The organism is Marisediminitalea aggregata (genome assembly GCF_900129565.1).
In the GTDB taxonomy this organism is placed as follows: domain Bacteria; phylum Pseudomonadota; class Gammaproteobacteria; order Enterobacterales; family Alteromonadaceae; genus Alteromonas; species Alteromonas aggregata.
In genome coordinates, this window is sequence record NZ_FQWD01000008.1 from 127,456 (window position 1) to 146,446 (window position 18,991).

An 18,991-nucleotide genomic window follows, 5' to 3' on the forward strand; every position below is an offset into this window, starting at 1 on the left:
CGATAAGGTGAACGCAACACACCTGTATCGCGCCTGTTAATGGCTTGTTAACTTTTTCATGTTGAGGGGGCGTACAGCCATTATTTTATTTGGTATATCAGGTGCTTTTTTTGTAATCACTGATCGCCAAAATATTACTTAAAGTGACATTCAAATTATTGATTTTAATATTTTTGTTGATTTGCGTTGTTTTGATTGGATATGCGTGGATTATCGCAAAAATGCCGTTACCGTGAAGCGTCCGGTGTAGGGATTCAGGTCGGGTATGAAATTGGCTGGAATATCCCCTGAGTGAAGCAATGCACAAGGGTAAATTACCGCGCGATTAAACGCACATGGCACCTGAGCAACACGCGAGAATAACCGGGTGTCTCCGTTAATATAGCCTGGTGTAACCGGCAAGGCGGCCAGTTCAGCGTCCAAACTTTGCTGATAACGATTAAGTGTTGCTTCGGTCACTGCTACCTGACCGGTCGGGTTATAACGGTAAATACTGGTGCCACCAAACGCCGGTGAACACAAGTAATGCACAACCGCGTATTCGTGAGAATACGGACGGTCGAAATGCGGAATAGACTGTTCCGTTGTCAGCTCAGCGGGCGGTCGCGTTACCATCGCAAAGTAAGCTTCGCCATCGCTTAGCGTGTCGGCGATTCTACATTTTTTTAAAGCCAGATTTATGGTGGCCAGCGCATAACGCAGGTAGCCAGCAGGGGCAGGCATTCTTAGCCCCGGATACAGCAGTTCGTCTTTTGGGGCTTTGCCGTTCGACAACGCGTAATCCACTAACTTGTGTGGTCCGGGCATAAAGTCGTCAATAATGACGACCTGAAATTCAGTGCCCGGCACAGGCAGCGTTGAGATACTCGTCATGGTTTAGCCGGGCAGGTATTGGCAATAAATTCAGCGTGTGACGGCATGTAGTCTACTGACTTTCTAACCACCCGTTGAATGCCTTCCAGACGTTTGGCTAATTCGTCATCCGGGAATATATCTGCGAGTGCGTTATAACCCTCAGGACGCAGTCCCTGACCATACATGACCTCAAACCAGCTTAAGTCATTGAACAGTTCATTGTTGAAACGGTTAATGCGGCCATTGGCTTTAAACTGATCGATTTTTTCCTGCAGCGTGTCTGGAATTGACATGTTTTTGCAATATCGCCAGAACGGCGTGTCTTCGCGTTCTGTTACGTGATAGTGCAGGATCAGGAAGTCGCGGATACGGGTAAATTCAAAATCCATTTGCGCATTGTATTCGTCAATGTCGCTCTGAGTGGGCGTTTGAAACGGAAAGAAACTAAAGAATTTGGAAATGGCAACCTGCACCAGATGCAGGCTGGTGGACTCCAATGGCTCCATAAAGCCACCGGCTAGCCCAACGGCCAGACAGTTCTTGTGCCAGAACTTGTTGCGCTTGCCGGTAACAAATTTAATTAACCGCGGGTCGGCAAGTAACTCTCCGTCGATATTTTCGCGCAACGTGCGTTCCGCGTCGTGATCGCTCATAAATTCACTGGAGTACACATGGCCGTTGCCTACCCGGTGTTGTAAGGGAATTCGCCATTGCCAGCCGGCTTGCTGAGCTGCCGCACGGGTGAAAGGCCAGGGTTCCTCGGTGAGCGCTGACGGCGCGGCAACGGCGCGATCACAGGGCAGCCAGTGGTGCCAGTCTTCGTAACCAGCCTTCAGTGTTTGTTCAATGAGTAATGCGCGGAAGCCCGAGCAATCAATAAAGAAATCGGCCTGATGTTCTTCGCCGTTTTCTAAGATCAACGAGCGAATATCGCCATTAGGGTGTTGTGTAACCTGAGAAACTTTACCCTCGGTGCGCACCACACCATGGCCTTCGGCGCTCTCGCGTAAGAATTTCGCATATAGCCCTGCATCGAAGTGAAAGGCGTAGGCGATATTGGACAGCGGCGAGTTACCGGCATCGAACGGTCGCATAAAGCGCTTCTCGTTACAGGCTAGCGATGACAGGGTATATTCGTCAAGTGGCGCGGCTTTGCCTTGTTGGCGCATCTTCAGCCAGTAATGGTAGAAGTGCACGCCTTCCATGTTTTTTCCTACTTCGCCAAACGCGTGGTAGTAGCTGTGACCAACCTTACGCCAGTCTTTAAACTGAATGCCTAATTTAAATGTGCCTTTCGTTCGCTTGATAAAGGTGTCTTCATCGAGCCCGATGAGATCGTTAAACAACAGAATTTGCGGTATGGTGGCTTCGCCAACGCCGACGGTACCAATATCTTCTGATTCAATCACCTGTATTTCGCAGGGGTGATTTTTGAGAATTTTACCCAGTGCCGCTGCGGTCATCCAGCCGGACGAGCCGCCGCCGAGAATAATGATTTTTTTGAGTGGTGAATGCATAACGAACCCCAAAAACGAAAAAATCAGGCTGGCGCAAAAGCACCCGCCTGATACGGTTTACAACAGTGGTGCAAACTAGAAGTTTGCACGCATCACAAAGGCAACCCGACGGTCTGACTTAAACCATGAACGGCCGGTTTCTAGCCCCTCATTGTTTAACACCATAATGGTTTCAGACTGTGAATTGGTCAGGTTTGTGCCCTGAATACCCACCGTGACATTCTCATTCCAGTTATAGAATATCGAGCCATCAAGCTGACCGATGTCATTGTAAAACAGCGGTGCTTTAGAGATAACGTCACGGGTTGTTAACAGGTAACGCGAACGCCAGTTATACGCTAAACGTGCGCTCCAGCCGTCTTTTTCGTACATGGCAACAAAGTTAGCCGTGTGCTTAGACTGACCTTGCAACGGCACATTGTCCAGACTTACACGAATACCGGTATCGGTGAAGTCATCACCCAACCAACTTTCGTCTTCAACGTCGACTTCGTTGTTCGGTACACCCGATGCATCGATGTAAGTGTACGTTGCCTGAATACCCAGTCCGTCAAACGGCGCGGGCAGCATGTCGTAGAATTGCTGATACGCAAATTCCAGACCGTCCATTTTGCCTTTACCGCCATTGGTGGTAGAGCTAAGCAACACGTTTTGTGTGCGACCCGTTGTCGGGTTGGTGTATTCCTGTACAGACGCGCCCTGAATAAAGTAGTTTTTCAGGTCTTTGTGGAAGTAAGTAACACTTAACTGACCTACATCTGCAAAATACCATTCAAGCGCGATATCGTACTGTGACGACTCCATTGGTTTCAGGTAAGGGTTACCACCTGAGCCTGTCCAGGCGGGTACATATGCGGTTTGTACCAGGTTAGTACCTGGCTCTGGCGGATTATCCGGGTCCGGATTAGAAATAGGACGAACTGCCTGTACCGATTCATTACCCAAAGACGCTCTGTTGCGTACGTCACCCATATCTGGCAGCGCTACCGCTTTAGAGTAGGCGAAACGCGCAATCAGGTCGTCGGCCACTTCCATTTTAAAGTTAAAGCTGGGTAACAGCATATCGAAATCAGTTTTGGCCGACAGGCGTTCTTCAGCATCATTACCAAAGGCTCTCTCTGAGTCAGACAGGTAATTCAACTGATCGCCAATCCAGCGGTTTTCTTCGGCTGCCAGCGCCTCTTCCAAATCGGCGTAGTTACCCGCTGCAACCTGGTCGTTTAACCAGTTAGACACGATTTCGCCAGTGAGTGGGGCACCTTGTAGTGATTCTGGTGGTAAGAAATCAGGTACCAAATCCGGGAAGGTCACCGCGCCATCCGCACTGCGGTCAAGTTTTACGTAACGCAAACCAACGTTACCGCTGTAGCGCAAGTCCCCGGTGCCTTCAAAGTTAACCCGTAGGTAAATGGCTTTGTTGGTTTCGGTGGTAATGTTCACTTCACCAGGCGTAAAGATGCCGTATTTTTCATCAACACCAGGTCTGTCCGGATACGGCTCCCAGGTACCGCCTGCAGACATGTATGGGCGAGCGCCGTTAATGATAGAGCGAACATAAGCTTCCGTTGCGTGGATAGTCTGGTTGCCCGGAATATTGGCTACGCCACCACCGTGGAAATCAGACCAATCCACGTATTCAAAGTTGCTTGAATCTACCGGGATAGTGTCTAACCAGCCAGCAGGCGCAGCACCGGTAAATTCAGGGGCTAACGAACCCCAGTTCCAGCTGGTAGAGCGCACGGTTTGTTCGCGTTTGGCATAACGTACACCGGCCTGAACCGACGTGAAAATACCATCGCTATCCAAGTGATAGGTACCGTCTAATCGCGTCGCGATTGAGTCACCTTCAGAGCGCTCGTAGTGATCCATTGCGCTTCGTAGGAAATAGGAAGTCGGGTCCTGGAAGTAGTTGGTATCGCCTGCAGGATCATCAGTAAAGCCCGGGTAAACACCTCCGGCATATACGTCTGGATTTGCATCACGATAACCAAAGTAGGGTTCCAGCAACGTCATGGTGGGTGTGCTGCCTGTTATATCATAGTGCTGACCCGCAAAAGCGGCGGTGTGCACAACGATATCATCGTCTTTGGTTTTAGCTTTGATGTACTGAATGTCACCTACTAGTTCGAGTGCATCCGTAGGCATCCACTCTAAATTGAACGACAGGTCTTCAACCAGGGTATCGGTTTGTTTTACACGCGAATCAAACTGGTATGGGTAACCAAACTGCGGACGGCCGCCGCTTTCCCATGAACGAATGACACGGTCATTGTTACCGTCGGATGCACGCCATCCGTCAACACCCTGAACCATGGTACCAGAGCCAAACAAGCCGTTATCGTCGAATGTAAATTCGGTGCCATCCAGCGCCCGGGTACGGCGGTTTTCGATGTTGTAGTAACCACCCTGATATTTAACGGCCTGCTCGTGCCATGACAGCGATGCGTCTGAACGAATGTACTGCATGGTCGCTAGTAGGGTTTCGTCTTCATTTTCCCACTGTAGGGTACTGGCGAAACCTTCACGTTTACGGTCATCAAATTTCTTCAGCAGGTTTGACGCGTTCGGAATCCAAACAGTGCCGTTGTTGTCGTCGCCAACAAAGGCTTCTGCACCGGCCAGGTCGCGTGCGTAATACTGCACGAAAGCGTCAGACTGGATACCGTGTGACTCACCGTATAATTGTGAGTTGGCATAGTTAACCAGGAAACCAATTTCACCGTTGCCATCAAGGTCAAATCGATCGCTGTATAAACCAGAAAAGGTAGGGCTGCCTTTCTCGGCAAGGTCGCCGTATGAATAATCACCACCAAACGCGATTACCCGACCGTCAGAGTCAAACGGCTTACGCGTCCGCAAGCTTACGGTACCACCGATACCGCCTTCAATCATGTCGGCTGTCTGGTTTTTATAAATATCCACACCGCCCATCAGTTCGGGGGATACATCCTGAAAAGAAAGGCCCCGGCCACTGTTTGCAGTAAAGGAGTCACGGCCGTTGAATTCACTTCGTGTCTGGGTCATACCACGAATGATGGCGCCGCTGCCTTCTACGCTAAAGTGGTCTGGGTCGTCGGGACCGGCAAACCGTTCAATGGAAACACCCGGCAAACGCTGGATAGCTTCCAGTACGCTGCGGTCAGGCAGTGTACCAATGTCATCGGCAGTAATGGCATCTACCACCGTGTCTGAAAATCGCTTTAAGTTCTGTGCATTCAGCAGGTTACCGCGAATACCTTTTACTTCAATTGTTTCTACTACTTCTTCATCTTCTGATGCTTGTTCTTGTGCTGCAGGGGCTTCTTGCGCCCATGATGAGTGTAAAGCAGACAAAACGGTTAATGCCAAAATGGACTTATTAAATGGGTGTGCAAATCGCTTATTGTGTGCCCGTGCTTTAGCCATTATCACGTCTCCGTTGAGATTAAATGGAATAGTTATGTCCGTTTTTCGCTCTGTCACTGCTCCCAACAGCAGGTAAGACAGATGTGAGAAATGGTCCGAGCATAGTGATGGAGTCAATAAGAACTATCAATGGAGTGTTAAAATATCACAACGTGAAAACAAATAATCGCAACAAAATATTAACAACAAACATAATAGACATTCATTTTGTGAATCGGTTCATTTTTTGTCTTTATGAGTAATTCACGGATTTTTGCATTGTTTTTTGGTGATTTTTGATGGTATTTGAGTGTTTTTATGAAATTGCTTCGCAGTGAAAGTGACACGTTTCACTGCGAAGGGTTCAGCGTGGAAAGTTAGTAAAGATTGTTCATTGCCGCCAGGGTATAAACCAACGGTGCATTCCAGTTTATTGCTATTTCGTTGGATGCATAGCTGCACCAATCATCTACATATGACTTCGCGGGGAAGTCTGAGCTGTAGTCACAGCCATCCTGTTGGCCACTGTGAGGACCACCTGCAACAAAGCCTGGAACCGGATCTGCTATGGTGTCGGCTTGTGACTGTCGATGGTGAATAAACCGAGGTGGTTTAGTGCCGAAACCGGTGACAAAGCTATAGCCGGTTGGGTTTTTACCCAGCACATAGTCTACCAGGTGGCTCATTGCAGTACGGTAGCTGTTGTTCTGAGTCAGTGAATAGGCGGTTGCCAGGATCATGCCGTGGTTCATAGCAACGCCATTGCTGCCCCATACAAAATCGTTTTCCCGCATTGCCACATGGAAACCAGAAGTCGCATCCACATCTACCAACTGGTCTGCATAGCTAAGAAAGTCGCTTTCTAGCGTGTCATACAGACTGGATGATAAGCGCGCTTTGCCTTCTTTTAACAGCGACAAATACGCCAGCCCCATCGTGCTTCCCCAATTCGGGGTAGAGGGCGCACCAAGGTGGGTATTTAGCGCATCCAGATACACGGATTTGCCTGTTGTAATTAACAGTTCACTGGCCGCCCAGGCGAATTCATCATCAAAGTTGCTATCGCCATATTCTCCCGTGCTTACATTGTCAGGGTTTTTATAGGGCATGTCAGGATTCTCGACCGCCCATTTCCACGCGTTTTCAGCAGCACTCTGATAGGTGTTGGCAGAAGCGGGAAATACCCGAGCAGCAGTGGCCATTACGGCGGCAAAGTTAAGCGCCGCTGCTGTGCCTTTCCCTACGAAATAACGTTGCTCGTTGGCCTCGTGTGGCATCACGTCCGGCGCAAAGTTCAGGGTGGTTAACTTGTGAAAGACGCTACCATCCTGATCCTGCATAGTCGCCATCCAGTCCAGGTTCCAAAGTATTTCATCCAGCATATCGGGCTGGGTGTTGGTAGACTCCGGAATATTCCATTGCCGGTTGTCGTAAAAGTCGCTGAAATCCAGGTAAGCACGTAAGAGTGTGTAAGTGGAGATCCCGGAATTTACGATGTACTTGTTGTAGTCACCGGCATCGTACCAACCTTTGGGGCTTGGGCGTACATCCGAGGGATTATCAAGAACCGCTGCTTGCGTATCCGGATGACCAGCCGGGCGTTGCCATTGTCCGGCAAATGCGGGGTCGAGCGCTATGCCTGCGCGATTAAAGTAATAGGCTTTAATCGCGGCATCGTGAATGTCTCCGTACGCATTGTCACGAATCTCGAAGCTGATACTGTTATTGCTGTCTGCCAAAGTCAGCCGGTAATTGCCTGTTTGGGAGAGCGCACTGACATCTATTATAGCTGCGCTTTCACCTGCTAACGGCCACAGGACCGGTTGCCCTGATTCGCCGCTTAATACCACCTGATTGGTGTCGATGCGGGTCACTTCAAAGCGCTGAGAAGAAATCGTTGTTACGACGATTTCTTTGGCCTGGTCAGGAATAAAACCGACCTGATTAGTATACAAGCTGATATTTTCAGGCGGCGCTTCTGTTCGCGGCGGCGAAGGTGTGCCATTGCTCTGCGTGCTTCCTCCACCTGAGCATCCTGCTACCACTAATGCTATTGCGGTAAATACTGCCGAGCGTGTTAATCTGTGTCCAGTCAAAACTCTTTTGTTATACATGTGCCCACCTGTTTGATTAAATTATTGTGTGTTTTTAATTATGACCATTGCGTAATTTATGGCGAAACAGTGCGTTCAAATGGCGGCGCAGGTAAGCCTGCCCGGTTGTATAGCCCCGCAGCCGGATTGTCTCCCCAGGCGTAACGTACTGTAGTCGGGCTAACGACATCAGGGTGCTGAAGCGTGATTTTATTACCGCTTAGTTGCACGTTAGCCCAGTGAAAACGGCCATCTTGTCCGGCAATAGCAAAGCTTCTTCTGAGTGATGTATTGGCATGCAGCCCGTCATCAGCATGGGCAAACGTCAATGTTAGCGTGTTGCCGTCGCGGGTAATGCCTGAAACTTCAGGGCCGCGGTATGTTACCGGATGTTTATAAACCAGGTGTTGGGCAGCCAGAGCAAGCCTTTGCCCTACTGCTTTTTTGTTTACCGGGTGTATGTCATTCCATTCACCAATATCAATGGTCACGATCAAGGCAGTATTGTCGAGTTCAGTGCTTTTGTATTGTTGATCGCGCAAGCGTGCCCAACTGCTGTCTGTAGGCTGTTTGTGACGATCCATAAAATTGGTGAGTTGCACTATAAAGAAGGGGAGGTCAGGTTGTTGCCAGCGCGCTCGCCAATGAGTCATCATTGACGTCAGCTTGTCCCGATAATCTTCGGGTCGTGAGGCATTCGATTCGCCCTGATACCAAAGTACCCCGCTGATTGGGAATTGTGTTGCCGGCGCTATCATGGCGTTAAACAACCCCATTGGCTTCCAGCGAATAAAGGTTGTTGAAGGCGTATTTTCTGTGGTTGCCGCGACTTTATACTGCCAGTCGCCTGCCAGGCTAATCCGCGCCTGGTCGTTCCCCAGGAAATACATTTTATCGGGCACGAACCCAGTGCTCCCGCCATTCGAGACAACGCGGATAGCAATCACATTGTCGCCTTTTCTTAGTGCTGAAACCGGTACGGTATAACGGCGTGGAGGATACTGATAGGTGGTGTTACCGACTTTTTGCCCGTTCACATAAGCCTCATCCGCATCGACAATTCGTCCCAATCGAAGTGTCAATGGTGCGTCAGGCACTTCAGCCAGAAAGACGTGTTTGCGCAACCACCAAACGCCAGCGAAACCTGACTCACTACCGGGTAGGTTTCCTGGTACTGTCAGAGTTTGCCAGTCCTTGTCGTCCAACGAGGGGGTAAACCAAGGTGTATCTTTCAGGCCTTTATCCAGCTCGTGTAATGCCTGATACCAAGCCTGCTGTGCGGCTTGTTCTGTTTGCTGCGTTGTCTGAATGTTTTGCGGGTTGGCAAAGTATTCGCCTGCTGCAATGTCTTCCGGGTAATCCGTTAACAGCGATTTTGCCATCCATGCTTCAATGGGAGAACCGCCAAGTGACGCATTCACAATGCCAATGGGCACGCCTTCTGATAAGTGAAGTTCCCGGGCAAAATAATGTGCTACCGCCGATAATTTCGCGATATGCGCTGGCGTGGCAGGCAGCCATTGACCGGAGGAGTAATCCTGGTTTTCGCCGTCAAAGCGATATTCATCGGGTACAGTAAATTCTCTGATAAGCGGATAATCTGCGTCTTTCACATCGTCGGGATACGCTTCCTCAACGCGAGCCATAGGCAGTTCCATATTTGACTGACCGGATGTGAGGTAAACATCACCAAAGTAAAGGTCGCGAATAACCTGAGTTTCTTCTGCTTCGACCTTGAGTGTATAAGGGCCGCCTGCTGTCTGAGCGGGTAGTGAGACAGACCATTGCTGATTGGCGGCTGTGGCCTCACCTATCAAAGTATCGTTCAGCCAAACTTTAACGGTTGTTGCATCGGTAGTGCCCGTGATCGGGATTGCCTGATGCCGTTGCAGCACAGCGCCATCGGAAATCAGTCGGTGAATAGTCAGCGCCTGAGTTGGCAAGCTGATTAATAACGCCAAAAGCAAATAACCATAACGCATGGCTTACTCCTTGATAGGCAGAGGGGGATGAGGTTGTATATCAGTGTCCGTAAAAAGCATGAAGCCTGCCGGTGTTATGCGGCAGGCTTCAAAGCGGGAGCTATCGGCCAAACAATACCTGATTGACCTGGTTTTCCAGCAGTTCCTGCTTACCGGAAACCTGTCTAGGATCCAGATTACTGCGGGTTGCCAAATCAGCCAGTGACGCCAGCGAATATTCGCCGCCCAGGATTTGTTTACCCATGGCGTCGTCCCAACCGGCGTAACGTTTTGCTTTTGTATCGGCAATAAAGTCGTTTTCGATGATAGCGGCAGCTTTCTTCAGACCCAGCGCACAAGTGTCCATACCACCGATGTGGCCGTGGAACAGATCGGCCGGATCAGTGCTTTGACGACGCAGTTTGGTATCGAAGTTGAATCCGCCAGACGTATAACCGCCGTTTTTCAGGATTTCGTAACAAATCAGTGTCATTTCCTCAACGCTGTTCGGGAACTGGTCCGTGTCCCAACCCAGTTGCGCGTCGCCGCGGTTGGCATCGATAGAGCCAAACACATCAAGCGCGAATGCCGTGGCAATTTCGTGGTGGAATGAATGGCCGGACAACGTAGCGTGGTTGGCTTCAATGTTAACCGCGAATTCTTTTTCCAGACCAAACTCTTTCAGGAAACCATACACAGTGGCGGTGTCGTAGTCGTACTGATGTTTAGTTGGCTCTTGTGGCTTAGGCTCAATCAGTAACAAACCGTCGAAACCAATTTTGTATTTGTGCTCTACCACCATATTCATAAAACGACCAAACTGTTCTCTTTCGCGCTTCAAATCGGTGTTTAACAGCGTTTCGTAGCCTTCACGGCCACCCCAAAGCACGTAGTTTGCGCCGCCCAGTTTCTTGGTCGCATTCATGGCGTGGAATACCTGAGTTGCAGCACGTGCGAAAATGGCTGGATCCGGGTTCGTCGCAGCGCCTGACATGTAGCGCGGGTGACTGAATACGTTCGCGGTACCCCACAGTAACTTCATACCAGTTTCTTCTTGCTTGGCGCCAAGAATGTCCGTCATTTCGCTGAAGTTGCGGATGTAGTCGTTAATACTGTCACCCTCGGGAGCGACATCGATATCATGGAAGCAGTAAAAAGGTGCGCCCAGTTTGCTAAAAAACTCAAACGCGACATCGGCTTTTTGCTTGGCGCGTTCCATGGCATCACCAGGTTGCAACCATGGGCGACCGAACGTACCGCCGCCAAACACATCTGCGCCGTCCCAGCAGAAGTTATGCCAGTAGCATGAAGCAAAGCGCAGGTGCTCTTCCATAGTTTTGCCTAACACCACTTCCTGGGGGTTATAGTGTTTAAATGCCAGTGGGTTAGTTGACTCAGCACCTTCGTACTGGATAGCGCTGATGTCCTGAAAGTAGTCTGCCATAATTAGCTCCAAAATGTGGCCGAATGGCCCGTTGAATAATGATTGCAAATAATGTTTGAGCGCAACCAATTCGACAATTATGTTAATTTGAACGTGTCTTGTGTTTTTTGTTAAAAATGTGATTCAAGGCTGAAATACAATTCGCGGAACTTCTGACGTCTGTGACGGAAGTAGTCCTGTAGTGTCGGATCAGGCTCATAAGCACCGACTTTTTTAGGTACCGGGCAGATATCAGAGATTGGTGTTAGCGGATTCACCGCAACTTGAGCGAGACGCGCTGCGCCTAAAGCCGGGCCAACATCGCCGCCTTCGCGGTAATCCATCGCTATGCCAGATACATTGGCCAGCAGCTGGCGCCAGTACACACTTTTAGCCCCCCCACCAATCAGACTGATGCCATCGACACTTACGCCGCTGTCGTGAACCACGTCAATGCCGTCGGCCAATGCCATGGATACGCCCTGAATAACAGCCTGCGCCATCTGTGCCCGGGTTGTTGATGCTGTGATGCCGAAGAAACCTGCTTTGGCATTCGGATTATTGTGGGGAGTACGCTCACCGGTGAGGTAGGGCAGGAAAAACGGAATATCCGGATCGTCTACACGGGTATTGTTCACTACATTATTGATTAAACTAGCCACGTCCTGATAACCGGCGTTGCGGGCATACCAATCAAGACAGCTGGCTGCGCTCAGCGTAACAGACATCAGGTGCCAGCGGTCCGGCATGGCGTGACAAAAGCTGTGTACGGCAGAGTCAGGCTTACTGCGGAATTCGTTGGTAACCGCGAAATACACGCCTGAAGTGCCAAGCGACAGCATGGCCTGGCCCGGCTCTACAATGCCACAGCCAATTGCGCCTGCTGCGTTGTCACCTGCACCGGCGACAATAGCAACCGATTTCATGCCCCATTTTTCGGCCAGTGAATTGTGCAGATAGCCGGTGACCTCATTGCCTTCATAAAGCTTGGGCATATGCGATTCATTCAGTCCGCAGGCCATCAGCATGGATTTGCTCCAGCTGCGTTTACCTACGTCCAGCCAGCTCGTGCCGGCACTGTCAGACATATCCGAGGCATACTCGCCGCTGAGTTTGAAGCGCAAGTAGTCTTTAGGCAGCAGTACTTTGGCTATCTGCTTGTAAATGTCCGGCTCGTTGTCTTTTACCCAGAGCAGTTTAGGTGCAGTAAATCCCGGCATAACAATATTGCCGGTGATTTTTCGCGCACTCTTTACGGTTTTTTCTATTTCGGTACATTGTTTTTCGCTTCTGCCGTCATTCCATAAGATGGCTGGGCGTAAGACTTTACCCTGACTATTCAACAGAGTCGCACCGTGCATCTGCCCGGCAAGGCCAATTGCCTTTACACTTTCCAATGGCATTTTGCTGGCAAGATGGTCCAGTGTTTTACAGGTTGCCTGCCACCAGTCTTCAGGCGCTTGCTCTGACCACAGTGGCTTGGGCATGGATACTGACAGCGGTGCGCTTGCCGATTCGATAACCTGTCCGCGTTCATCCGTAACGATGGTTTTTACACCTGAGGTGCCTAAGTCTATTCCTATATACATATCTATCTTTTCGAGTAAAACGTTATACCGCGTATGCTGATTGCGAAAACATCAGATCGCAATTACGAAAACTTGTTATTATTTTGTTAATTTAATTTCGATGTATTAGTATGCTGGTTGTAAGTAAAAAACATAAAAAATATTTACTGAATTTAGTTCAACGGGGCACATCACATGTTTGAACAAAAACACAGCATTACATTGCTATTTAACGCCAATAAAGTATACGACCGCCGGGTTATCGCCGGTGTTGGGGATTACCTGCAAACGTCTAAGGTAGACTGGGACTTATATCTGGAAGAAGATTTTATGGCCCGTCTCGAGCATCTGGACGAATGGAGCGGTGACGGCATTATTGCCGATTACGATAATCCGGAAATTCAGGCTGCCTTGCAGAAAGCCAAGGTGCCGGTAGTGGGGATCGGTGGCTCGTACGCCAACCCTGCTGATTATCCGGACGTTCCTTATGTGGCAACAGATAATCACGCGCTGGTACAAGCGGCCTTTGAGCATCTTCGCCAGAAAGGTATTCAGCGATTTGCGTTTTATGGCGCCCCGGTAAATGAGCACGCGCGTTGGGCACAGGAGCGTGAGAATGCTGTGTTGGAAATTACCCGCTCTCAGGGGTACGAATGCTACGTGTATCGTGGACACCCTGTGCGTCCTGAGACGTGGCAATACACCACCAAGCGTTTGGCAGACTGGTTGAAAAGCCTGCCTACACCCATTGGGATTATTGCCGTGACCGACTCGCGAGCTCGGCATTTACTTCAGGTGTGCGACCACATCGGTATGATCATTCCGGACAAGATGTCGGTGATTGGTATTGATGATGACGAGTTAGCCAGATACTTAAGCCGCGTGAGCTTGAGTTCAGTACGCCAGGGCTGTTTTGAGTTGGGGGAGCAGGCAGCGCGCCTGTTGCACAAAATGCTCAAAGGGCATAACCCGCCGAAAAAGCCGATTTTAATTGCACCTGAATGTGTGGCTGAGCGACAGTCGACCGACTTCAAAGCCATCAGCGACCCACATGTAATGCAGGCAATGCACTATATCCGTCAGAATGCCTGTCGAGGCATTAAAGTGGAGCAGGTGCTGGATTATGTAGGTGTATCGCGTTCGAACCTAGAAAACCGGTTCCGTGAAGAGCGTGGGCACAGTATCCATACGGAAATCCACAACGAGAAACTACAGCGTGCCTGTAAGATGCTGGAAAACAGTAATGAAGCAACATCGCAAATTGCTAAGATATGCGGATACCCGTCATTACAATACATGTATGCCGTATTCAAAAAGCACTTCAACCAGACGCCGAAAGAATACCGTGATGCTATGAAAAACAATGACGAAGAAGACAGCCTGGTATTGCAAGTGTCTTAAAGTCCAGTGTCAGAGGGTTAACAAAGCGCCCGCTTCGCGTGTCGAAGCGGGCGTTTTTTTATTTCAACGGGCCAATCAGGGCAATAACATTTCATTCACAAAAAACGCAACTACGAAAGTTTTATTTCATAAAGCCGCTTCATTGAAGCGCCGCGCGCTTTCACGTTAAATGCCAGATTACATAACGTATTGAATGAAGTTATAACGTGAAGAAAAAAGTGATATCAGCGCTCTCGCTGATAGGTTTGTATCTGCCGGGGGCGTCAGCAACTGACGCAGTAGAGTTCGACTGGTTTCGGTACGACACGCCACCCGCGCTGTACGAAGTCGCAGAGTCGCAATTTAAAAACCCGGTATTACCGGGATACTACCCTGACCCATCGATTACAAAAAAAGGGGATGACTACTACCTGGTTAATTCCTCTTTCTCGTATACCCCGGGCTTACCGGTTTTTCATAGTAAAAATCTGACTGACTGGAAGCTTGTGGGTTATGCGTTGGATCGCGCTTCCCAGACCTCATTTGCCGGACTTGGGATTTCCAGAGGCATTTTTGCTCCCACCTTGCGCTACCACGAAGGTGTGTTTTACCTGATTACCACGGCGGTAGACAGTGGGGGAAATTTCATATTAACCGCGACGGATCCTGCGGGCCCATGGTCTGAGCCTGTCTGGCTGCCAGAAGTGGGGGGAATTGACCCGGATATCTTTTTTGATGAAAACGGAAAAGCCTACATTGCCCACAATGATGCGCCACCGGGGGAGCCTTTGTACAGCGGTCATCGGGCAATCTGGTTATGGGAGTTTGACCTGACTACCATGAAAGTCGTGCCGTCGTCGCGCAAGTTGTTAGTAAACGGCGGCGTGGATATTAGTCAGAAGCCAGTATGGATTGAAGGTCCGCATATATACAAAAAAGACGGCTGGTATTATTTAACCTGCGCAGAGGGTGGAACCGGTCCACAGCATTCCCAGGTGGTATTTCGAACGCGTTCGCTGAATGATGCGTTTGTACCTTATCAAAACAACCCTATTCTGACCCAACGGGATTTACCGTTGCCTCGGCCTGATGCGGTAGACGCTGCGGGTCATGCTGACTTTATTCAGGGCCCAGATGGACGCTGGTGGAGCGTCTTCTTAGCGACACGTCCTTATTTAAATGACTGGTATAACACGGGCCGAGAAACCTTCTTGCTGCCTATGACGTGGCAGACGGGGTGGCCAATGATACTGCCATCCGGTAAGCCGATACCGGTCACCTTGCCTAAACCCTACCCGGACATTAAAAGCGAAAGCACCGCATTTTACAGCTGGCGTGAAGACTTTACGGATGTGGAATTGGGATTGCGCTGGCAAGGTCTACGGAGCTTTAATCGGGACTGGGTGCATATTCAGGGCGGCCGGATGAAACTGACGCCGTTGCGTGAACCGCTTACCAGTAAAGGTGATGTCAGTTATTTGGGCGTACATCAATCAGCCGCAGAATACGCGGTTGAAACCGAGATGTATTTGCCTGAGAGCACGGGTGTGAGCGGTGGGCTTGCCGCTTTTCAAAGTGAGGCATTTCACTATTATTTTGGTGCGCGTTATACAACTGCCGGCACACAGCTTTTTGTAGAGCGCACAGTCGACGGCAAAACCTCAACGGTTGCTACGCATAGACTGAAAGAGATGCAGCCTGACGCGATAACCCTGCGTATTCGTGGTGATAAAGAGCGGATTTATTTTGATTTTCGCACATCCACAGGATGGACCTCAATGCTGGAAAAAACGGCAAATACATCCTCGCCGGCGATGGATGCGACCTGGTTAAGTACAAATAAAGCCGGTGGCTTTGTAGGCACAACGCTGGGCCTGCACAGCCGAAAAGACTAACGGAGTAAGACATGTTTAAGCAGTGTATTGTTATTATTTGCGCCCTGGTTGTCAGTGCGGTATCACCCGTTATGGCTTATGTGTCTTTTTCACCGGACTCTCAGTCATTTGTGGTGGCAGATAAGGCGAGTGGCAAGGTCGCGAGTATTTGGGTCGACTCGAATGCCAGCCCCGGCATTCTTCTGGCAGCGAAAAACCTGCAGTCTGATATTTACAAGGTAACCGGCCTTACTCCGGTTATTGTCCATGATGCCCAGGCGCTATCCGGGCAGGTGATCATCATTGGTGAGCGAGGCGCTGCTGCACCTGTCGATCGGTTATTTGCTGACGGTACCCTCAGCATTGAAGAGAATGCCAATCAATGGGAAGGCTATCAGCTGGCTCACGTACAACACCCATTTGATGGTGTGGAGCAAGCCTGGGTAATCAGTGGGTTTGATCGTAGAGGCGTCATTTACGGCATCTATGATTTGTCGGAAAAAATGGGCGTATCACCCTGGTACTGGTGGGCAGATGTGCCAGTCGTGCAGCGTGATGGTGTGTACATTACCGCCGGTTCACAGGTAAGTGATGCGCCAAAAGTGAAATACCGCGGCATCTTCCTGAATGATGAAGCGCCGGCATTAACCAATTGGACCCACGAAAAATTCGGTGGCTACAACGCGACGTTTTATCGCCATGTGTTTGAACTTTTGTTGCGTTCAAAAGCTAACTTTTTATGGCCCGCGATGTGGAACAATGCATTTGCCGATGACGATCCGCAGAACATGTATCTGGCCCATGAAATGGGCATAGTGATGAGCACATCACACCACGAGCCCATGATGCGAGCCGATAAGGAATGGAATCGTTATGGTAGTGGCCCCTGGGAGTATTCGACAAACCCAGACAAGCTCTATGAGTTCTGGGTTGAGGGTGCCAAGCGTTATAAAGACAAGGACGCAATTTTTACCATGGGCATGCGAGGACAGGCTGATACGCCAATGAGCGAAGGCGAGAATATTGGCCTGTTGGAGCGTATTGTTGCCGACCAGCGGGAAATACTGGCTAAGCACATAGACAAACCAATCGATGAGATCCCTCAGGTTTGGGCATTGTACAAAGAAGTGCAGGGCTTTTATGAACGCGGTATGCGTGTACCTGACGATGTAACGTTACTCTGGGCCGATGATAACTTCGGCAACGTACGCCGTTTGCCTACCAGCGACGAACTTGGACGACAAGGCGGGGCGGGTGTGTATTATCATTTTGACTATGTCGGCGGGCCGCGCTCATACCGCTGGATCAATACTGTGCCGTTGGGCAAGGTGTGGGAGCAAATGAATCTGGCCTGGGACTATGGTGCAGACCGTATTTGGATCACTAATGTAGGCGATCTGAAACCAATGGAGTTACCCATTAGTTTCTTTCTGGCCCAAGCCTGGGATCCTTCGGCGTTTGATGAAACTTCGCCGGCCAGCTTTACTCGTGAGTGGGTACGTAAACAGTTTAATGGTCAGTACACAGACGAGATTACCCGGTTACTGAATACCTACACATTGCACAACGGCAGAAGAAAACCCGCCGCGATTGCGCCCGATACTTACAGTGTGCTGAATTACAACGAAGCCAGTCGGATCAGCGCAGAACTGGCGGACGCAGCTGCGCTGGCAGAGAAAATCCATGCAGACATTGACAGTGCCTACCGCGACAGCTTTTTCCAGTTGGTCGGCTACCCGCTGTGGGCTTCACAAACAATGTTTGAGCTGAATCATGCACAGGCGCTTAATCGCCTCTATGCAGAACAGGACCGCAGCACCACAAACGAGATGGCGGCAAAAGTAAATGGCTGGTTTGCCCGGGATGAGCAGTTGCGTGATGCTTATCATGAGTTGAGAGGCGGCAAATGGAATCACATGATGTCGCAACCGCATATCGGGTTTGTACACTGGCGTAATCCTCCTGCAAACCTGCCGCCTGTTGTTCACACCAAAGCCTTGGCTACGCCTGCCGTGGCTGATATGGGCGTCTCCGTGGAAGGTAGTCGCTTGTACTGGCCGGCAAACGAAGGGCAGGGTAAACCCCTGACATTGCCCACGTTTACCTCTTTTGGCGAGTCATCGCGCACCGTCACCGTGTATAACCGCCAGGGCAAGACGTTTAACTGGAAAGCGAAAACGTCTCACGACTGGATTCTTGTCGATAAACAAGGCGGCGCGTTAACTGCAGAAGAGCAGGTATCGGTCAGCATTGACTGGCAGAAACTGCCCGCAGGCGAGCACACCGGCAGCGTATTTGTGTCTGGCACTGGGTGGGGTGGAGCAAGTATTGACGTTGTTGCGGTTAAACCCGACCTGTTACAGAGTCCGCAGCCTGGCGACTTCATTGAAGGCGACGGTTACATCGCAGCCAATGCCACCAGTGCAACCATTCTGAATGGCGAGGCGGGCGAATGGCGCCGGGTATCGTTGCACGGGCGCACCGGAGCAGCGATGCGTACGGCTGTCGAACCCCATGCCTTACTGGATACCGGAAACGCACCAGCATTACAATTCCCATTGTATTTTACCTCGAGCGGTGAATTTTCACTGTCTTTGCAGTTGTCGCCGTCGTTGCCCTTTGACGCGGCAACCGGCATACAATTGGCAATTGCATTGGATGATAAGCTGCTGGGTACAGTGAGTTTACCTGAACAGTCAGACAAGAAAGCCTGGGAGCAAGGCGTGCTAAATAATGTGAAAACCCTTACTTCAACATTGCCCGTTGCTAAACCCGGACGCTATACCTTAACGGTTTACGGTTTGACACCGGGCGCGGTGTTGCAAAAGGTGGTAGTGGATACCGGTGATCTTAAACCCAGCTATCTGGGTCCATTAGAGCGTCGTTATAAACTATAAGCGCAATCAAGGCGGGGGTGAACAGTAGTGGCGCGTTCA

General features: G+C 50.1%; 10 protein-coding genes. 3 read left to right on the forward strand and 7 right to left on the reverse strand.

Annotation, left to right across the window (positions count from 1 at the left end; genetic code table 11):
* Positions 1-210: 210 nt before the first annotated feature.
* The 7 genes from BUB81_RS20395 to xylB all read right to left on the reverse strand — a co-directional run bounded on the left by BUB81_RS20395 (position 211) and on the right by xylB (position 12,822).
* Positions 211-873 (reverse strand): DUF6445 family protein, encoded by a 663-nt coding sequence (locus tag BUB81_RS20395; RefSeq protein WP_073325203.1) that lies wholly within the window; start codon positions 871-873, stop codon positions 211-213.
* Positions 870-2,372: a tryptophan halogenase family protein gene (locus tag BUB81_RS20400; protein WP_073325204.1), complete on the reverse strand. Its 1,503-nt coding sequence runs from the start codon at positions 2,370-2,372 to the stop codon at positions 870-872. Before BUB81_RS20400 ends, BUB81_RS20395 begins: the two co-directional genes overlap by 4 nt.
* A 75-nt stretch (positions 2,373-2,447) precedes the next feature.
* Positions 2,448-5,777, reverse strand: coding sequence for a TonB-dependent receptor (locus BUB81_RS20405; RefSeq protein WP_084526769.1), 3,330 nt, complete (start codon positions 5,775-5,777; stop codon positions 2,448-2,450).
* Positions 5,778-6,133: 356 nt separating this feature from the next.
* Positions 6,134-7,870, reverse strand: a complete 1,737-nt coding sequence (locus BUB81_RS20410; protein WP_084526770.1) for a glycoside hydrolase family 9 protein — start codon at positions 7,868-7,870, stop codon at positions 6,134-6,136.
* 56 nt (positions 7,871-7,926) lie between these two features.
* The gene (locus tag BUB81_RS20415; protein WP_073325205.1) at positions 7,927-9,831 is read right to left on the reverse strand and encodes a sialate O-acetylesterase; all 1,905 of its coding nucleotides are present in this window, start codon (positions 9,829-9,831) and stop codon (positions 7,927-7,929) included.
* A 100-nt stretch (positions 9,832-9,931) separates the two neighbouring features.
* Positions 9,932-11,254, reverse strand: a complete 1,323-nt coding sequence (xylA, locus tag BUB81_RS20420; protein ID WP_073325206.1) for a xylose isomerase — start codon at positions 11,252-11,254, stop codon at positions 9,932-9,934.
* Positions 11,255-11,364: 110 nt separating this feature from the next.
* Positions 11,365-12,822 (reverse strand): xylulokinase, encoded by a 1,458-nt coding sequence (xylB, locus tag BUB81_RS20425; protein WP_073325207.1) that lies wholly within the window; start codon positions 12,820-12,822, stop codon positions 11,365-11,367.
* Between the two features lie 174 nt (positions 12,823-12,996).
* Here xylB and BUB81_RS20430 point away from each other — a divergent pair, with 174 nt between their 5' ends.
* The 3 genes from BUB81_RS20430 to BUB81_RS20440 all read left to right on the forward strand — a co-directional run bounded on the left by BUB81_RS20430 (position 12,997) and on the right by BUB81_RS20440 (position 18,952).
* Positions 12,997-14,202: a XylR family transcriptional regulator gene (locus tag BUB81_RS20430; protein ID WP_073325208.1), complete on the forward strand. Its 1,206-nt coding sequence runs from the start codon at positions 12,997-12,999 to the stop codon at positions 14,200-14,202.
* A gap of 206 nt (positions 14,203-14,408) precedes the next feature.
* Complete coding sequence (locus BUB81_RS20435; RefSeq protein WP_073325209.1) at positions 14,409-16,076, forward strand: glycoside hydrolase family 43 protein; 1,668 nt, start codon at positions 14,409-14,411, stop codon at positions 16,074-16,076.
* Positions 16,077-16,087: 11 nt separating this feature from the next.
* On the forward strand, positions 16,088-18,952 hold the full coding sequence (locus tag BUB81_RS20440; RefSeq protein ID WP_073325210.1) for a glycosyl hydrolase 115 family protein: 2,865 nt from the start codon (positions 16,088-16,090) through the stop codon (positions 18,950-18,952).
* Positions 18,953-18,991: the final 39 nt, after the last annotated feature.

Bases quoted from the DNA above. Each gene is read 5' to 3' on its own strand.
- BUB81_RS20430 (WP_073325208.1), top strand. From the start codon at position 12,997: ATGTTTGAACAAAAACACAGCATTACATTGCTATTTAACGCCAATAAA.
- xylA (WP_073325206.1), bottom strand. From the start codon at position 11,254: ATGGCAGACTACTTTCAGGACATCAGCGCTATCCAGTACGAAGGTGCT.
- xylB (WP_073325207.1), bottom strand. From the start codon at position 12,822: ATGTATATAGGAATAGACTTAGGCACCTCAGGTGTAAAAACCATCGTT.
- BUB81_RS20410 (WP_084526770.1), bottom strand. From the start codon at position 7,870: ATGTATAACAAAAGAGTTTTGACTGGACACAGATTAACACGCTCGGCA.
- BUB81_RS20395 (WP_073325203.1), bottom strand. From the start codon at position 873: ATGACGAGTATCTCAACGCTGCCTGTGCCGGGCACTGAATTTCAGGTC.
- BUB81_RS20400 (WP_073325204.1), bottom strand. From the start codon at position 2,372: ATGCATTCACCACTCAAAAAAATCATTATTCTCGGCGGCGGCTCGTCC.
- BUB81_RS20415 (WP_073325205.1), bottom strand. From the start codon at position 9,831: ATGCGTTATGGTTATTTGCTTTTGGCGTTATTAATCAGCTTGCCAACT.
- BUB81_RS20405 (WP_084526769.1), bottom strand. From the start codon at position 5,777: ATGGCTAAAGCACGGGCACACAATAAGCGATTTGCACACCCATTTAAT.
- BUB81_RS20440 (WP_073325210.1), top strand. From the start codon at position 16,088: ATGTTTAAGCAGTGTATTGTTATTATTTGCGCCCTGGTTGTCAGTGCG.